Genomic DNA, 14185 nt, shown 5'->3' with positions numbered 1-14185 from the left:
ACCTCGACACCATCGTCCTCCGGCGCGGATTAGGCCCGAAACTCATGGCGGCGAGAGGCCATCAAGGGCGCCGGGGTGGCAGGTCCCCGCCGTCGTGTGCGTCGAGCTCCTCCGAGAGATACGGTGCCGTGCGGCTCCCCCGCGCCCTGGCCACGATTTCGGGACGGCCGGCCGCCACGATCGTGCCGCCCAGGCTTCCGGCACCGGGACCCACATCAATGACGTGATCCGCCGCCGCGACGACGCGCATGTCGTGTTCGACCATGACGACCGTATTGCCCGCATCGACCAAGCCGTTGAGCTGGACCATGAGGCGATCCACGTCGGTCGGGTGCAATCCGGTCGTCGGCTCGTCGAGGACATAAAGTGTCCCCCCACGCTGCCCCCTCTGCAACTCGGTCGCGAGCTTGATGCGCTGTGCCTCCCCGCCGGAGAGTTCGGTCGCCGGCTGGCCCAGGCGCAGGTAGCCGAGGCCGAGATCCCGCAGCACGAGGAGCGGCCGCAGCACGGAGGGTTCGTCCGCGAAGGCCTCGCAGGCCCGCTCGACGGTCAGCCCGAGCACCTCCGCGATGGTGAGGCCGTTCCACGTCACCGCCAGCGTCTCCGGCGCGTAGCCGGAGCCATGGCAGGTCGGACAGGGGGCGTAGACGCTTGGCATGAACAGGAGTTCGACGCTGACGAATCCTTCGCCTTCGCAGGCCGGGCAACGGCCCTTCGCGACGTTGAAGGAAAAGCGGCCCGCATCGTAGCGGCGGCGGCGTGCCTCGGGGGTGGCGGCGAACAGTTTACGGACGCCGTCGAACAGGCCGGTATAGGTTGCGAGGTTCGAGCGGGGCGTGCGCCCGATCGGTTTCTGATCGACCTGCACCAGACGCCGGATACCGTCCATGCCGCCGACGATGCGCCCTTCGGTCGGGGCCGGCGCCTCGTCGAGGGGATCATCCGGCTCGTCGTCGGTAGGAACGGGTCTGCCGAGGTGGTCGCCGACGAGTTCCAGCAAGGCTTGGCTGACCAAGCTCGACTTACCGGAGCCCGAAATGCCCGTGACGGCGGTGAGGCATCCAAGGGGGAATGAGGCCGAGACGCCGTGAAGGTTGTTGCGGGTGACCCCTTCCAGGCGCAGCCATCCCGAGGGCTCGCGCCGTGGATGCATTACCGGCTCGGCCAATCCGAACAGGTGAAGGCGCGTGCGCGACGCCTCCACCTCTCGCAGTCCCTCCGGCGGGCCGCTGTAGAGCACGGTGCCACCATGCTCGCCCGCCGCCGGGCCGACATCGACCAGCCAGTCGGCGCGGCGCATCGTGCCGATGTCGTGCTCGACGACGAACAGCGAATTGCCCGAGGCGAGCAGCCCGGCGAGGGCGTCGTGCATGGCATCGCCGTCGGCAGGATGCAGTCCCGCCGTCGGCTCATCGAGCACGTAGGCCACGCCGAAGAGCTGCGAGCGAAGCTGGGTGGCCAAGCGTAGGCGCTGCAATTCGCCCGATGACAGCGTCGTGGTGACCCGGTCCAGCGAGAGGTAGCCGAGGCCCAGCTCAGTGAGTGTCGCGATCCGGTCGATGAGATCGGCGGCGAGGCGCTGGGCGGCGAGCCGCTTTTCGATGGAGAGGTTCGGGGTCGCGCGCACGTCCGGCGCCCCGGCATGGGCCGACGCCCCGGAGGCGGCACGCCGGGCCCGATCCTGACGGCCCGCGTCGCGATCCAGCGTCCCGGGATCGGGGCTCGCGGCTGCGGCATCCTCGGGCAGCCGGTCCTCGGCGGCCGCCCGCATCGCCTCGGCGAGGTCGGAGAGCGGCATGCGCGACAAGTCCCCGATATCGAGTCCGGCGAAGGTGACGGAGAGCGCCTCGGGCTTCAGGCGCTTGCCGTGGCAGGCGGGGCAATCCTCGCTGACGAGGTAGCGCGCCGCCCTTCGGCGCATGAGGGCGCTCTGCGAATTCGTGAAGGTCCCGAGCACGTGGCGGCGGGCACTCGTGAAGGTACCCATATAGCTCGGCTCCATATGGCGCTTGCGCGCGAGCCGTGTCTGTTCGGGGGAGAGTCCGGCATAGACGGGCTCCTGCGGCTGGTCGTCTGTGAACAGGATCCAGTCCCGGAGCGCCTTCGGCAGGTCCTTCCAGGGCGTGTCGACATCGACCCCCGGCTCACCAGGATGTCCCGCAGATTCTGCCCGCCCCAGGCCTGCGGCCAAGCCGCGACGGCGCGCTCGCGGATCGTCAGCGACGGGTCGGGCACCATGGAGGCTTCCGTGGCCCGGTAGACCCGCCCGAGCCCGCCACAGGATGGGCAGGCGCCCTGGGGCGTATTGGGCGAGAAGTCCTCCGCGTAGAGCATCGGCTGGCCCGGCGGGTAGGTGCCGGCGCGCGAGTACATCATCCGCACGAGGCTCGACAGGGTGGTGACGCTGCCGACCGAGGAGCGGGCGCTGGGTGTGCCGCGCTGCTGCTGCAGGGCGACGGCCGGGGGAAGGCCCTCGATGGCGTCGACATTAGGCACGCCGACTTGGTCGATCATGCGTCGCGCGTAGGGTGCGACCGACTCGAAGTATCGCCGTTGGGCTTCGGCATAGAGCGTGCCGAAGGCGAGGGAGGATTTGCCGGAGCCTGAGACGCCCGTGAACACCACGAGGGCGTCGCGCGGTAGCTCCACGTCAACGTCGCGCAGGTTGTGCTCCCGGGCGCCCTTCACCGTGACATAGCCCGCCCGCCCCGCACCGGATCGGGCGATCCTGACCGGTTCCCTGGGCGTCGGTTGGTCCATCCCATCGCCCTCTTGGTCAGTGCTCTCCGTAGGACGGCAAACGCTGCTGCGCCGAGGAGAGATTCAAACGAGGAGACCATCCTTAGGGACACCCCGTATCAAACCGAGGGCTACGGCCGACGTTTCCCCATCACCAGGGAGTCGAGACATGGCGGGGCCGTTTGGCGCTGCTCGCTCCGCATCCCCTACGCCGCCCAACCCTGACGCGAGTCCGCCTGTCGCAGCATTTTGACCAAGAGGGTGATCCATGGCTGATCAATCCGGCAACGGCAGACCAGCCGAGGACAGGCAGACCCGTCGCGTCTCGGCTGGCTCGCGCGAGCACGCGGGGTCCAGCCTCAGTGGCGTCGGTTGGGCGCTCGCCGGTGTCGCGGGAGTGGCCGCCCTTGCTGCCCTCGGGGCGCAACGGCGCGATGCGCCGAACCGAGGGCCCAGGCAAGAACCCGGCTCTGCGAATGGCTGGAGCGATGAGCCCGAGGTCAAATACTCCATCACCATCGAGCGCCCTGCCGAGGAACTCTATCGGGTGTGGCGAGATCCGCAGACCCTGCCGCGCATCATGGCGTTCCTGGCCGAGATCCGCCCGAGCGGAGACGGTCGGAGCGAGTGGCGCGCCGACGGCCCACTCGGCCAGAGCCATGCCTGGGTCATGCAGATCAGTGAAGAGCGGCCCGGCGAGCCATCCGCGCGACATCCGATGGCAACGGCGCCCTCGTCACCGAGAGCGAGATCCGCTTCCGCGCAGCGTCGGGCAAACGCGGCACGGTCGCCACGCTGCGTGTCCGCTTCGATCCGCCCGGGGGCATGCTCGGCGACGTCGCGGCGCGCTTCTTCAATGGCGTCGTGCCGAAGGAGCTGGCCTCGAAAGCGCTGCACGCCTTCAAGAGCCTCGTCCTGACAGGCGAGATCCCCACCACCGATCGTCAGCCGGCGGCCCGGCGCGACACCCGCTGAGGAGCTTATGCCATGCGCGCGCTCTATTGGAATGGCGTCAACGATCTGCGCGTCGGAACGGTCAAGGATCCCGAGATCGTCAACCCGCACGACGCGATTCTGAAGGTCAAGCTATCGACGACCTGCGGCTCAGATCTGCACTTCATCGACGGTTATATCCCGACCATGAAAGCCGGGGACGTCATCGGCCACGAGTTCATGGGCGAGGTCGTCGAGGTCGGGCCGAAGGTGAAACGGGTCAAGAAAGGCGACCGGGTCGTCGTCCCCTCCTTCATCGCCTGCGGTGAATGCTGGTATTGCCAAGAAAAGCTTTTCTCGCTCTGCGACTGCACCCACCCGAAGCCGGAACTGCAGGAGCCGCTGCTCGGATACCCCACCGCCGGTATCTACGGTTACACCCATGCCTTCGGCGGTTATGCGGGCTCCCACGCCGAGTATATCCGCGTGCCCCATGCCGACGTGGATTGCTTCAAGGTGCCCGATGGCGTCGCGGACGAGACCGCTCTGTTCCTCTCCGATGCCGCGCCGACGGGCTACATGGGCGCCGATTTCTGCAGCATCCGGCCAGGCGACACGGTCGCAGTCTGGGGCTGCGGTGGTGTGGGGCTGATGGCGCAACAGAGCGCGCGGCTGATGGGTGCCGAGCGAGTGATCGCGATCGATCGATACCCCGAGCGGCTCCGGATGGCACGGGAGCACGCCGGCTCGGAGACGCTCGATTACACGCAGGTGCACAGCGTCCTGGAAGCCTTGAAGGAAATGACCGGCGGTCGCGGGCCGGATGCCTGCATCGATGCCGTCGGAATGGAGGCCCACGGTACCGGCTCCCAATACGCCTACGACCGCGTGAAGCAGGCGCTGCGCCTGGAGACGGACCGCGGCCAAGCGCTCCGCGAGGCCATCATGGCCTGCCGCAAGGGCGGCACGCTGTCGGTGCTCGGCGTCTACGGGATGATCGACAAGTTTCCGATGGGCGTCATCATGAACAAGGGGATGACGGTGCGCACCGCCCAGCAGCATGGCCAGGCCTATATGGACCGGCTGCTCGCGCATGCCGCGAAGGGCGAACTCAACCCGGCCTACCTCGCCACGCACCGCTTCAGCCTCGAGGACGGACCGCGCGGCTACGACATGTTCAAGCACAAGACGGACGGCTGCGTGCGTGCGGTGTTCGCCCCGTGAACGCCGGCACCCCCGCGGCGGCGGCTGCCTCACGGCTTTCGCGCGGGCGGTGATCAGGCCCGCCTCCGGCGACCGGGGGCGAGCCTGCCGTGGGGGACCTGCGGCGCACGAAGACGCGGGGCAGGATGATGATGGTGTCCGTCCTCGAACGCGCGTCAGGCGTCCTCGTGATGGGTGTCGTCCTTCTCGACGTCTTCCTCACCGTCCTCTACGCGCGCATCGGCACCGGCCTGATCGCCGACCGTGCCGCCCATCTCACCTGGAGGGTCTTTCGCCGCGCTGCCGATGCGGCCGGGACGCATCGCGGGGCAGTCCTGTCCTTCTGCGGGCCCGTCATCCTGCTGCTCTACGTCCTGCTCTGGGCCGTCGGCCTGACGCTCGGCGCCGGGCTCATCATCCATCCCGCCCTCGGGTCGGGCGTGCAGGCAAGCAACGGCCAGACCCCCACGGACCTCCTCACGGCGCTCTATGCCGGGGGCAGCAGCATGGCGATCGTCGGGGCCAGCGATTTCAAGCCGACGACCGATGGCTATCGGCTCGTCTACCTCGCAAATTCGCTGATCGGGATGTCGGTGACGTCGTTGGTCCTGACCTACGTCATGCAGGTCTATGGCGCCCTACGGCAGCGCAACGCCCTCGGCCTCCAGCTTCATATCCTTTCGGCGGAAACCTCGAACGCGGGTGAGTTGCTGGCACGGCTCGGCCCAAGCGGGCAGTTCAGCGCCGGCTACAGTCACTTGGTTTCGCTGGGGGCCGCGATGGCCGAGATGAAGGAGACCCATCACTTCTACCCGGTGCTATTCTACTTCCGCTTTCAAAAACCCTACTACTCAGTCTCGGCGCAGGCTCACCTTGCTCTCGATACCGTGTCGCTCATCCGCAGCACGCTCGCGGGCGAGGATACCGCATGGTTGAAGGAATCCGCAGCGGTCGAAGGGCTGTGGCGCGTGGCCCAGATGCTGGTCATCACCCTCGAAACGACGTTCCTGCCGGGCAATCCCCCGGACACGGACATCGCCAATTCGAATGACCGGCAGCGATGGCGTGTCCACTGGGAGCGGGCTGCAAGCCGGCTTGCCGAGATGGGAATCTCGGTCGACCGCGACGAGGCGGCGGCACAGGCCTACATCGATCTGCGCGCAGCCTGGTGGCCGCACATCGCCCGGCTCGCCCCCGCGATGGCCTATCGAAGCGAGGAGATCGAAGCATAGGGATCGGAGCTGTTTTGAGGAATGGGCCGAGGAAAGCGCTGGGCGGGGTGGCTGAAGGGGTCCCTTTTCTCCGCGCGGGTGAGGGAATGCGCTTTAATGGCCCTGGTGACTGGCGGGGCGCACGCCGGCGGCCGTCGCGATCAGCACAGCCTCCGGCAGAGTGTGAGCGCCGAGCGCTTCCATGACCCGGGCCCGATGGATTTCCACCGTACGCGGGCTGAGGCCCAGCGTTCGGGCGATGGCCTTGTTGGTGCCGCCAGCGAGCAAACCCTCCAACACCTCGCGCTCGCGTGCGGAGAGCAGCGCGATCCGGCTGCGGGCTTCGTCGCCACCGCGCACCCGATCCGCCTCGGCGCGGATATCGGCAAGCGCCGTTCTCACTGCGAACAGCAAAGCCTCCGGAGTCCACGGGGCTTCAAGAAAATCGGCCGCTCCGGCCTTCATGGCTCGGACCCCGAAGCCGACATCGCCACTGCTTGAGCCGAGCGCGACCACGGGAAAATGCCCACGTGCCGCCTTCAACTCCTTCAGGGCAGCAAGGCTGCTGGCGTCCCTGAGGGAAAAGACCACGCAGCCTGGAATCAGAGAACCCACTATGTCCAAAAAGGCTTGACCACTTGCAAAGGCGCGAACGTCGTAGCCTGCAGCTTGCAGAGCACCAAGGAGGTCGCGGCGGGCGCCATCCCCGGCCCCGACTACATAGACAAACAAGCCCATATCGACGGTGACGTCCTGCGCGATCCCACCCGCCGACCGGATCCGGCCGTCGCGGCTTCGGATCGGGAAAAAGGTATCGCGGATACGGCGCACGGCTTGGTCGGTGGCGCGTTGGATACGGTACTCCAGCAAGAGCGTCTCGCCTTCGCTGACGCGTTTCAGCGCCAGTACGGCGTCGTCGCGGTCCTCGGGATGGACGCTCGCGAGCCAGCTCGCGAGATCTCGCATATCTTCGGGGCGCTTTCCCCAGACCTTTGTAAATGCTGGGTTGAGATAATCGAGTTCTCCGCTCTCCAGATTGGCGAGCCAGAGCACGTTTCCCGTATTTGCGGCGAAGCACCGAAAGCGTTCCTCTCGTTCGCGCAGCGCCTTGTCCTCGGAGCGCTGTTCGATCCGGTTCGCGGCTTGCTGGTGTTGCGCGATGATGAGCGCGGCGGTCCTGGACAGAGCGGCGGCGAGTTCGTGATCGCGCGGTGTAGCCTCACGCGGATCGCGAAAGTACAAGGCGAAGGTGCCGACGACCCGCCCCGCTGCGGTTTCCGCCGGGAACGACCAGACAGCGCGGAAGCCATGCTGTTCCGCCAACCACAGCCATGGCTGCCACCGTCGCTCTTGTCTCACATCGGCTGTGATCACCGGCTGGCCGGTAAAAACCGCTAGACCGCATGCGAGCGAGTCCGGCCCGATCGTGATGCCGGTCACGGCCCCAGCATAGTGCTCGGGCATGCCGATGACGTGCCGCAGTCCGGTGCCCTCTCGGTCGGTCAGGTAGAAGGCGGAGCGAATGCCGCCGCCGGTCTGAGAGCAGGCGATATCCACGAGTATGCCCAGCGATTCGGCAAGTGGCGCACCATCGACGGCGGCCTGAAAGGCCGCCTGCTGGGCCGAAAGCCATACCGTGTGTTCGACCAGACTTCCGAATGCGTCGGTGCCATCAGCGGGTCGCAATAGGTCGTCCGATACGTTACCCATGGTTGTTCAAGGCATATCGAGGAGCCAGCGACGTGTACCAAATGCCGGCGCGCGCCGGATGCGCGGATGTCTCACTCAGGATGTCATAGACCTCATCACCAAGACTGAATAGAACTTGGATCAATATTTTGTCGTCACTTCCGAGAATCGCTCCCCGGTCTCGCTCTGGTCAGAGGCGCATGAGATGATGCGCCTCTGTTGAGCTGGCCGCTATCGACACAACGATCGCTTCGCTGGTCGAAGCCGGCCTCTCGAGGAGCGAGGCTTTAACCCGGACAGGGCTGCCTCATGCGGCGGACGTGCTCGGCGACACCGCCGCGAGTGTTGGAGCATGCCGCAGATCGGCCGGCGTCTTGAAGTCCCGGGCGGCGCCGCGGGATGCCTGGACGCCGCGCGGGAAACCGCTGCGATCCCGGTAGGATCGCTTCCGGCCGACCGCGCGGCTGTGCCGTGCCGTGCTGGCCTGGGCATCGATCAGATCGATCGCGGTCACGCCGAGCAGGACAGCCAAGGCAATGGTGACATTGCCGCGCTTCGGATTGTCCGACCGGAGCGCCGTGAGCACGGTGGCGATGTCGAGGCCGTCCCCCGCGACCCGACTCCACAGGCCGAGATTCTTGTCGACCGAGAGCGAGAGGACGCCGCTGGCGATCTCACGAGCGCCGTACACACGCACGAGGGTTTCCTTGCCCTCCATTCCGAGCGTGCGCGTGATGCGTTGGGGCGCCAAGAGTTCAGTGAGGCCAAGGCCGAGGCTGAACCAGCCGAGCGCCTTCGCGAGGCCGTCAGGGACGCCACTCGAACTCGGCCCGGACTGGAGGACCTTCGGATCGCCCTCGGATCGCGTGATGTGCGAAAGACGCGCAAAGCTTGCGATGTTCGTCATAGTCTTTTTCCCGCAATGTCAGGGTTTGAGAACGACTTTGATGCAGCTGTCCTGCTTGTCCCGGAACATCCGGTACATCTCGGGCCCCTTCGTGAGCGGAACCTCATGCGTGATGACGAAGGAGGGGTCGATCTGCTCCTCCTCGATTCTCCGCAGCAGGTCGGCGGTCCATCGCTGGACGTGAGTCTGCCCCATGCGGAAGGTCAGGCCCTTGTTCATGGCCGCACCCATCGGGATCTTGTCGACTAAGCCGCCGTAGACGCCGGGAATTGAGATCAGACCGCCCGGGCGGCACACGTAGATCATCTCGCGCAGTACGTGCGGCCGGTCGCTCTCGGCCAGGAGGATCTGCTTGGCCCGGTCATAGACCGTATCGGGCATACTGGGTGAGACGTGGCTCTCCATGCCGATGCAGTCGATGCACTTCTCGGGTCCCTCGCCCCCGGTCAGATCATTCAAGCGCTCGACGACATTCTCTTCCTCGAAATTGATGGTGATGGCGCCCCCCGCCTCGGCCATCTCCAGACGCTCCGGGATATTGTCGATGGCGATGACCTGCTCCGCGCCGAGGAGAACGGCCGAGCGGATCGTCATCTGGCCAACGGGACCGCACCCCCAGATCGCCACGGTGTCGGTCGGCTGAATGTCCGCCTGCACGGCGGCCTGCCAGCCTGTCGGGAAGATGTCCGAAAGGAAAAGCAGTTTCTCGTCGGGGATGCCCTCGGGCACCTTCTGCACTGTCGTATCGGCGTATGGCACGCGCAGGTATTCGGCCTGCCCCCCGGATAACCGCCGGTCAGGTGTGTGTAACCGAACAGACCCGCCGTCGTATGACCGAAGACCTTGTCCGCCAGGTGCTTCTTGCGGTTGCTCTTTTGGCACACGGAAAAGTAGCCGCGTTTGCACTGGTCGCATTCACCGCAGACGATCGTGAAGGGCACCACGACCCGGTCGCCCTTCTTCAGCTTGTTCTTGAGCCCCCGCCCGGTCTCGACGACCTCGCCCATCGTCTCGTGGCCCATGACGTCGCCGGGAAGCATGGCGGGGACGAAGTTGTGAAACAGATGAAGGTCGGAACCGCAGATCGCGCAGCTCGTGACCTTGATGACGATATCCCGCCCATCCTCGATTTCAGGATCGGAGACGGTATCGCAGCGGATGTCTTCTTTCCCATGCCAAACCAGGGCTCGCATGCCTTGTTCTCCCATCTGCTGAGGTGCGGGAGCCAGATCCGGGCTTTGCAGCCTTCCCGGATCGGGTCCTCGCGAGGATGGTGGTCGGGTGTGCAAGGGGGTGAACCGGACCTGGGGCAGGACCGTTTCTGCGGACGATCCCCTAGGAAACATCCGGCGTGGGCGGAGCGCTCGAGAGGATCCAGCACCGTCTCCGCGTGATCAGGGCACTCGATCAGTCAGCCAAGATCCATGTCAGGCCGCCGCACTACTTCTATTATTATTTACTGATATTATTAAGATATAATGTTTGCTTTTTCGACCGATCGGCGCCGCACAGCAACAATATTCACAAAATTTACTTGCGGGATTTTTGACATGTGTAGATTTCACTACGTCCTGTTTTGGTTGCAAATTCTAACCTGTTTGATTTCTGCCGGCCCCGAATAAGCCTCCAACAGCGTGGCGGACGACGGAAAGAGTGGGCTCGAACGCCGATGGGACTTCGAGAGTGTAATCGCGGACAGACCTGATGGCCGACGCAACCTTGTCGCCGCCCTGCAGGCGGCTGGATATGAGGTCAAAACCTTCGCGAGCGGGCGCTCCTTGCCATGGCGAACGCCCTCATGCCGGGCTGTACCGTGCTCGACCTAAGAGGCGGTGACGGACCAATGGCCATCAGTGAACTGAAAGCCCATCGGGAGCGCCTGCCCATCGTGGCGATCGGTAGTAGCGGCAGCGATGTCGCCGTCGGTGTTCGTGCGATGAAGGCGGGAGCGGTCGATTGTCTCGAAGCGCCCTGGACAGCGGAGGTCCGGCTCTTCGCGGTGAGGACGGCGTTGGCTGAAGTTCGCGACGCCACCGAGCGGACGCGTTCACGCGATGTGTCCCGTGAGCGGATCGGAACACTGACGGTGCGAGAGAGCGCAGTGCTGGAGGGTTTGCTGGCGGGCGGCACCAACAAAACCATCGCCTGCACGCTCGGTCTGAGTCTACGAACTGTGGAGATTCATCGGGCTCGAGTCATGGAGGCGCTGGGCGCTCAGATTCTCCTCGAAGCTGTCCTTATTGCAGCGGGAGCCGGCGTGCGCTCTGCAAGCCCCGACGGCGAATAGATCTTGGTCAAGAGGGCGAGAGCTGAGATCCGCCCCGGGCCTTGCGAGTATCCGGCAGGGGTTAGAGATACCTCGCCTCGAATTCTCCGAGCTCACTCAGCCGCCGTGGCGCGAGGATTCGTAGGCGACGCCCGCGTAGCGCAATCAGTCCATCCCGCCGCAGCGCCTGCAGCACGCGGTTCACGTGAACACTCGTCAAGCCGAGCGCGTCAGCCAGATCCGCCTGAGTCAAAGGGAGATCGAATTGATCATTGGTGACTTGGCCGATGGACCCGTGACGCTCGAGCAGTTCGCACAGAAGATGGGCCATGCGCTCCGGACCAAGGCGCATGCCGATATTGGTCATCCATTCGCGGGCCGTTGCTTCCTCGGCGAGTTTCGCACGTTGGAATGCAAGCGCGATACGAGGATGGCCTTCGAGCATATCGAGATAGTGCCCGCGTGGAACCTTCGCGATCTGGCCGGGGGTCAGCGTCTCGATCGTGTGGTCGAGCGGATAACCATAGAGTGCGCCCCGATCACAGTGATCACCCGGGATGAGGTAGGCAAGGATCAGGCGTCGGCCTGAGATGCGGCGCTTATACCGGCAGGCGAACCCGGAACAGACGATGAGGGCGTGGTCGGCCGCGCATTCCTGCTCCACAAGGACGGTGTACCGTCCCACCGAGCGGACATAGCTCGCCAACCCCGCGAGCGCCTTTCGATCCTCATCCCTGAGCACGGCATAGCCGTCGAGCTTGCGGACCAGTGCCCCGATAGGTCCGACGGCCTCCGACGGAAGGCTCCACTCACGGCAATCCGTTCTGGATTTTACGGGGTCCAATGCGATCTTGAGGGTGGAAGACGCCATAGGGCTTACTCCGGAATGAGTGCTCTATTGATCCGCCTCGGCCAGGCGCGTGCATCAGGCCCCTTCCTTAGGATCGCTCCGGTTCACACGCTTCGATAGCCCACCCGGGACGCTATCGCGGGGTACGACGCGTGAGCTGCGCTCACCTCCGCCTCCGTATGACGAATTCGGGACAGCCCCTACCGAGGGCTGGCAGGGCATCGATCGGCGAGGTTCACCCCCGGCGCGGCGGGCGGCCCTTCATCGGGCTCGGTGTTCCGCCGGTAGTATCTCTCGACGGCGCGCCAGAAGGCCAACTTCAACTCCGGGCACCGCTGATCGAGCACCACGTCGATCGCCGCAGCGGCTTCGCGTGCACAGACATCGCAGCCTTCATCCTGGAAGACATCGGTCATGGCGCCCCTCCGGATCGACTACTCACTCTTTCCACAAGCGCGGAGGTGGCAGGTCGTGGCGCATGTGATGACCCGGGCGTCCCCTCAGGTTCGATGCAAATTCTAGCGGCGCGACCAGTAAGCTCCGCGATTATCTAATGAATTTGCGCGCGACGGACAATTCCTAGGGATTGCTCCTGAGGAAACTCATGCAATCCGGTCCGGTTCGTCCCTACGTTCCTAGAAGGAGGTCTTGATGAGACTCAAAGAATTCTTCCTTGTCGGCACGATGATCACTGCACTGGCCGGTGGTTACGCTCAAGCCCAGCAATCGGCCGTCAGCAATCAGCGTGTGACCCAGGATCAAGCGGATGGGCAGGGCACGCAGATCTACGTCAGTTCGGCCGGCGTACGTCAGATCCAGCAGGCTTTGACCCAGAAGGGCTACAGCACCGGCACCGTCGATGGGCGCTGGAACCCGCAGACCGCGGCGGCGGCACGCAGCTACCAGCAGGCTCAGAACATGGAGCCGACCGGTACTCTCACCATCCCGCTCGTCTACGGGCTCGGTCTCGATCGGGATATCATCCTCGGCAATCGGGATGAGCGCGGGGCTGGCCAAGCCGGCGATCAAGGGACCAAGCAAGCCGACAATCAGCGCATCGTCGTCGAGCGTGCCGATAGCCGCGGCACGCCCCTCTATGTCAGCCCGGCGGGCATCCGGCAGATCCAACAGGCTTTGAACCAGCAGGGCTGGAACACGGGACAGGTGGATGGACGCTGGGGACCGGCGACCGTTCAAGCCTCGCGCAGCTACCAGCAGGCGCATGGGCTCGAGCCCACGGGGCGGCTCGAAGTCGGCCTCGTCGCCGCCCTCGGTCTGACCGATGCGATCTTCTCGGCAGCACACGGAACGGGGCCGCAGGCTGCCAACGCGGCGCGGCCTCAAGGGACGCAGGCGGCCGGCCCCGGGGGCGATCGGCAAGTCGACAATCAGCGGATCGCCGTGGAGCGCACGGACACTCCCGGCGAGCCGATCTGGCTGAATGCCGATGGCGTGCGGCAGATCCAGCAGGTGCTGAACCAGCGGGGCTATGCTGCGGGCCATCTGGACGGCAACTGGAACAACGACACGGCGATCGCCGCCACGCTCTTCCAGCAGGCTCAGGGGCTTGAGCCTACCGGCACCTTGACCACGAACCTGCTCGCCACTGTCGGGATGTCGCGCTGGGAGCGGGGCGAGTTCCTGGGCGGCATGACGGCCCGGGCGAACACCCCGGGCAATCCGAACGCGGAGACGACGGGGTCCTTCACGTCAGCCAGCGGCCGAGACACCTCCGCATCGAGTGCTTCGGACGGAGGCAGCGCCACAAAGTCCGACACATCAGCCCCGCAAGGCACGCGCGACACGCCCGCCGCAGGCACGCGATAGTCGAGCCCTGAGCGGCAGGAGCCCGTTCTGTCGCTCCCTGGCCCGCTCGGCACTTCGGCCGGGCGGGCGTTCCGAGGACCCTACGCGCTTGCCGCCGCATCGCGCTCGGCGCCGTTCGAACGAGGAGTGGCGCTGAATGCGCGATCCGCCGATCCCCACCGCTGATCCGATGATGCGGAGGCTGGTCGCCCTTGTGGATGAGCAATTGCCAGACTCGACGCATCACGCCCGCCTCAGCCTTCTGGCGCAGCTCCATGCGCTGGAACAAGAGGCTGTGAAGGACAACTCGGATCCAAGCACCCTGCGCTCAATCCACGCCGTGCAGGATTTCGTCCAGAGATGCGATGGAATGAAGAGCTTGGCATGACGCCGGGACAATTTAATTCTAAGGTATAGCCATGGATATGCCGGCAAGCAAGAGATAGACAGAGATTATCGCTCTACTTTGCTATATATATAAGCAATCATTTACTGCCGCGGCGCCGGCCGGCCTAAGCTGGGCAGGTGCAGCCCGTCCGTTCTTTCGGCAGATCATATTCGAACTGGAAGAGCTCCTCTCG

10 protein-coding genes and 2 pseudogenes are annotated in these 14185 nt (G+C 65.3%); 6 read left to right on the top strand and 6 right to left on the bottom strand.

Going from position 1 to position 14185, the window contains the following annotated elements:
- Positions 1 to 61 precede the first annotated feature (61 nt).
- Positions 62 to 2760, bottom strand: a pseudogene (locus ACFQE0_RS21080) (excinuclease ABC subunit UvrA).
- A gap of 804 nt (positions 2761 to 3564) precedes the next feature.
- On the opposite strand from ACFQE0_RS21080, the gene ACFQE0_RS21075 reads away from it, so the two are divergent.
- The 3 genes from ACFQE0_RS21075 to ACFQE0_RS21065 all read left to right on the top strand — a co-directional run bounded on the left by ACFQE0_RS21075 (position 3565) and on the right by ACFQE0_RS21065 (position 6107).
- Entirely contained in the window at positions 3565 to 3714 is a 150-nt protein-coding gene (locus ACFQE0_RS21075; protein ID WP_378973111.1) for a hypothetical protein, read from the top strand.
- A gap of 12 nt (positions 3715 to 3726) precedes the next feature.
- Positions 3727 to 4896, top strand: a complete 1170-nt coding sequence (locus tag ACFQE0_RS21070; protein WP_378973110.1) for a zinc-dependent alcohol dehydrogenase — start codon at positions 3727 to 3729, stop codon at positions 4894 to 4896.
- A gap of 131 nt (positions 4897 to 5027) precedes the next feature.
- Positions 5028 to 6107, top strand: a complete 1080-nt coding sequence (locus ACFQE0_RS21065) for a two pore domain potassium channel family protein (RefSeq protein ID WP_378975609.1) — start codon at positions 5028 to 5030, stop codon at positions 6105 to 6107.
- Positions 6108 to 6200: 93 nt separating this feature from the next.
- Here ACFQE0_RS21065 and ACFQE0_RS21060 read toward each other — a convergent pair whose 3' ends face one another.
- The 3 genes and pseudogenes from ACFQE0_RS21060 to ACFQE0_RS21050 form a co-directional block, all read right to left on the bottom strand.
- A complete protein-coding gene (locus tag ACFQE0_RS21060) occupies positions 6201 to 7796 on the bottom strand; it encodes a LuxR C-terminal-related transcriptional regulator (RefSeq protein WP_378973108.1) in 1596 nt (531 codons plus the stop codon).
- 286 nt (positions 7797 to 8082) lie between these two features.
- Positions 8083 to 8682 carry a hypothetical protein gene (locus tag ACFQE0_RS21055; protein ID WP_378973106.1) on the bottom strand — a complete coding sequence of 200 codons (600 nt, stop codon included), beginning with the start codon at positions 8680 to 8682 and terminating at the stop codon, positions 8083 to 8085.
- Between the two features lie 18 nt (positions 8683 to 8700).
- Positions 8701 to 9875 (bottom strand): annotated as a pseudogene (locus ACFQE0_RS21050) (zinc-dependent alcohol dehydrogenase).
- A gap of 590 nt (positions 9876 to 10465) precedes the next feature.
- Here ACFQE0_RS21050 and ACFQE0_RS21045 point away from each other — a divergent pair.
- Complete coding sequence (locus ACFQE0_RS21045) at positions 10466 to 10969, top strand: response regulator transcription factor (RefSeq protein WP_378973105.1); 504 nt, start codon at positions 10466 to 10468, stop codon at positions 10967 to 10969.
- A gap of 61 nt (positions 10970 to 11030) precedes the next feature.
- Here the strand turns inward: ACFQE0_RS21045 and ACFQE0_RS21040 are convergent, their stop codons facing one another.
- A complete protein-coding gene (locus ACFQE0_RS21040) occupies positions 11031 to 11819 on the bottom strand; it encodes a Crp/Fnr family transcriptional regulator (RefSeq protein WP_378973103.1) in 789 nt (262 codons plus the stop codon).
- A 179-nt stretch (positions 11820 to 11998) separates the two neighbouring features.
- The gene (locus ACFQE0_RS21035; protein WP_378973101.1) at positions 11999 to 12214 is read right to left on the bottom strand and encodes a hypothetical protein; all 216 of its coding nucleotides are present in this window, start codon (positions 12212 to 12214) and stop codon (positions 11999 to 12001) included.
- 235 nt (positions 12215 to 12449) lie between these two features.
- Between ACFQE0_RS21035 and ACFQE0_RS21030 the strand changes: the two genes are divergently transcribed.
- Both ACFQE0_RS21030 and ACFQE0_RS21025 read left to right on the top strand, forming a co-directional pair.
- The gene (locus ACFQE0_RS21030; protein ID WP_378973099.1) at positions 12450 to 13625 is read left to right on the top strand and encodes a peptidoglycan-binding domain-containing protein; all 1176 of its coding nucleotides are present in this window, start codon (positions 12450 to 12452) and stop codon (positions 13623 to 13625) included.
- A gap of 136 nt (positions 13626 to 13761) precedes the next feature.
- Positions 13762 to 13992, top strand: coding sequence for a hypothetical protein (locus ACFQE0_RS21025; protein WP_378973097.1), 231 nt, complete (start codon positions 13762 to 13764; stop codon positions 13990 to 13992).
- The last annotated feature ends 193 nt before the right edge of the window (positions 13993 to 14185 follow it).

The sequence above is a fragment of the Methylobacterium komagatae genome, assembly GCF_042661665.1.
GTDB lineage: Bacteria > Pseudomonadota > Alphaproteobacteria > Rhizobiales > Beijerinckiaceae > Methylobacterium > Methylobacterium komagatae.
Note: the sequence above shows the minus strand (reverse complement) of the source record. Positions and strands in the feature narration are given on the sequence as shown.

Coding starts and splice junctions, on each gene's coding strand:
- ACFQE0_RS21045 (WP_378973105.1), top strand. CDS start 10,466: ATGGCGAACGCCCTCATGCCGGGCTGTACCGTGCTCGACCTAAGAGGC.
- ACFQE0_RS21065 (WP_378975609.1), top strand. CDS start 5,028: ATGGTGTCCGTCCTCGAACGCGCGTCAGGCGTCCTCGTGATGGGTGTC.
- ACFQE0_RS21055 (WP_378973106.1), bottom strand. CDS start 8,682: ATGACGAACATCGCAAGCTTTGCGCGTCTTTCGCACATCACGCGATCC.
- ACFQE0_RS21040 (WP_378973103.1), bottom strand. CDS start 11,819: ATGGCGTCTTCCACCCTCAAGATCGCATTGGACCCCGTAAAATCCAGA.
- ACFQE0_RS21075 (WP_378973111.1), top strand. CDS start 3,565: ATGCTCGGCGACGTCGCGGCGCGCTTCTTCAATGGCGTCGTGCCGAAG.
- ACFQE0_RS21025 (WP_378973097.1), top strand. CDS start 13,762: ATGCGCGATCCGCCGATCCCCACCGCTGATCCGATGATGCGGAGGCTG.
- ACFQE0_RS21035 (WP_378973101.1), bottom strand. CDS start 12,214: ATGACCGATGTCTTCCAGGATGAAGGCTGCGATGTCTGTGCACGCGAA.
- ACFQE0_RS21070 (WP_378973110.1), top strand. CDS start 3,727: ATGCGCGCGCTCTATTGGAATGGCGTCAACGATCTGCGCGTCGGAACG.
- ACFQE0_RS21030 (WP_378973099.1), top strand. CDS start 12,450: ATGAGACTCAAAGAATTCTTCCTTGTCGGCACGATGATCACTGCACTG.
- ACFQE0_RS21060 (WP_378973108.1), bottom strand. CDS start 7,796: ATGGGTAACGTATCGGACGACCTATTGCGACCCGCTGATGGCACCGAC.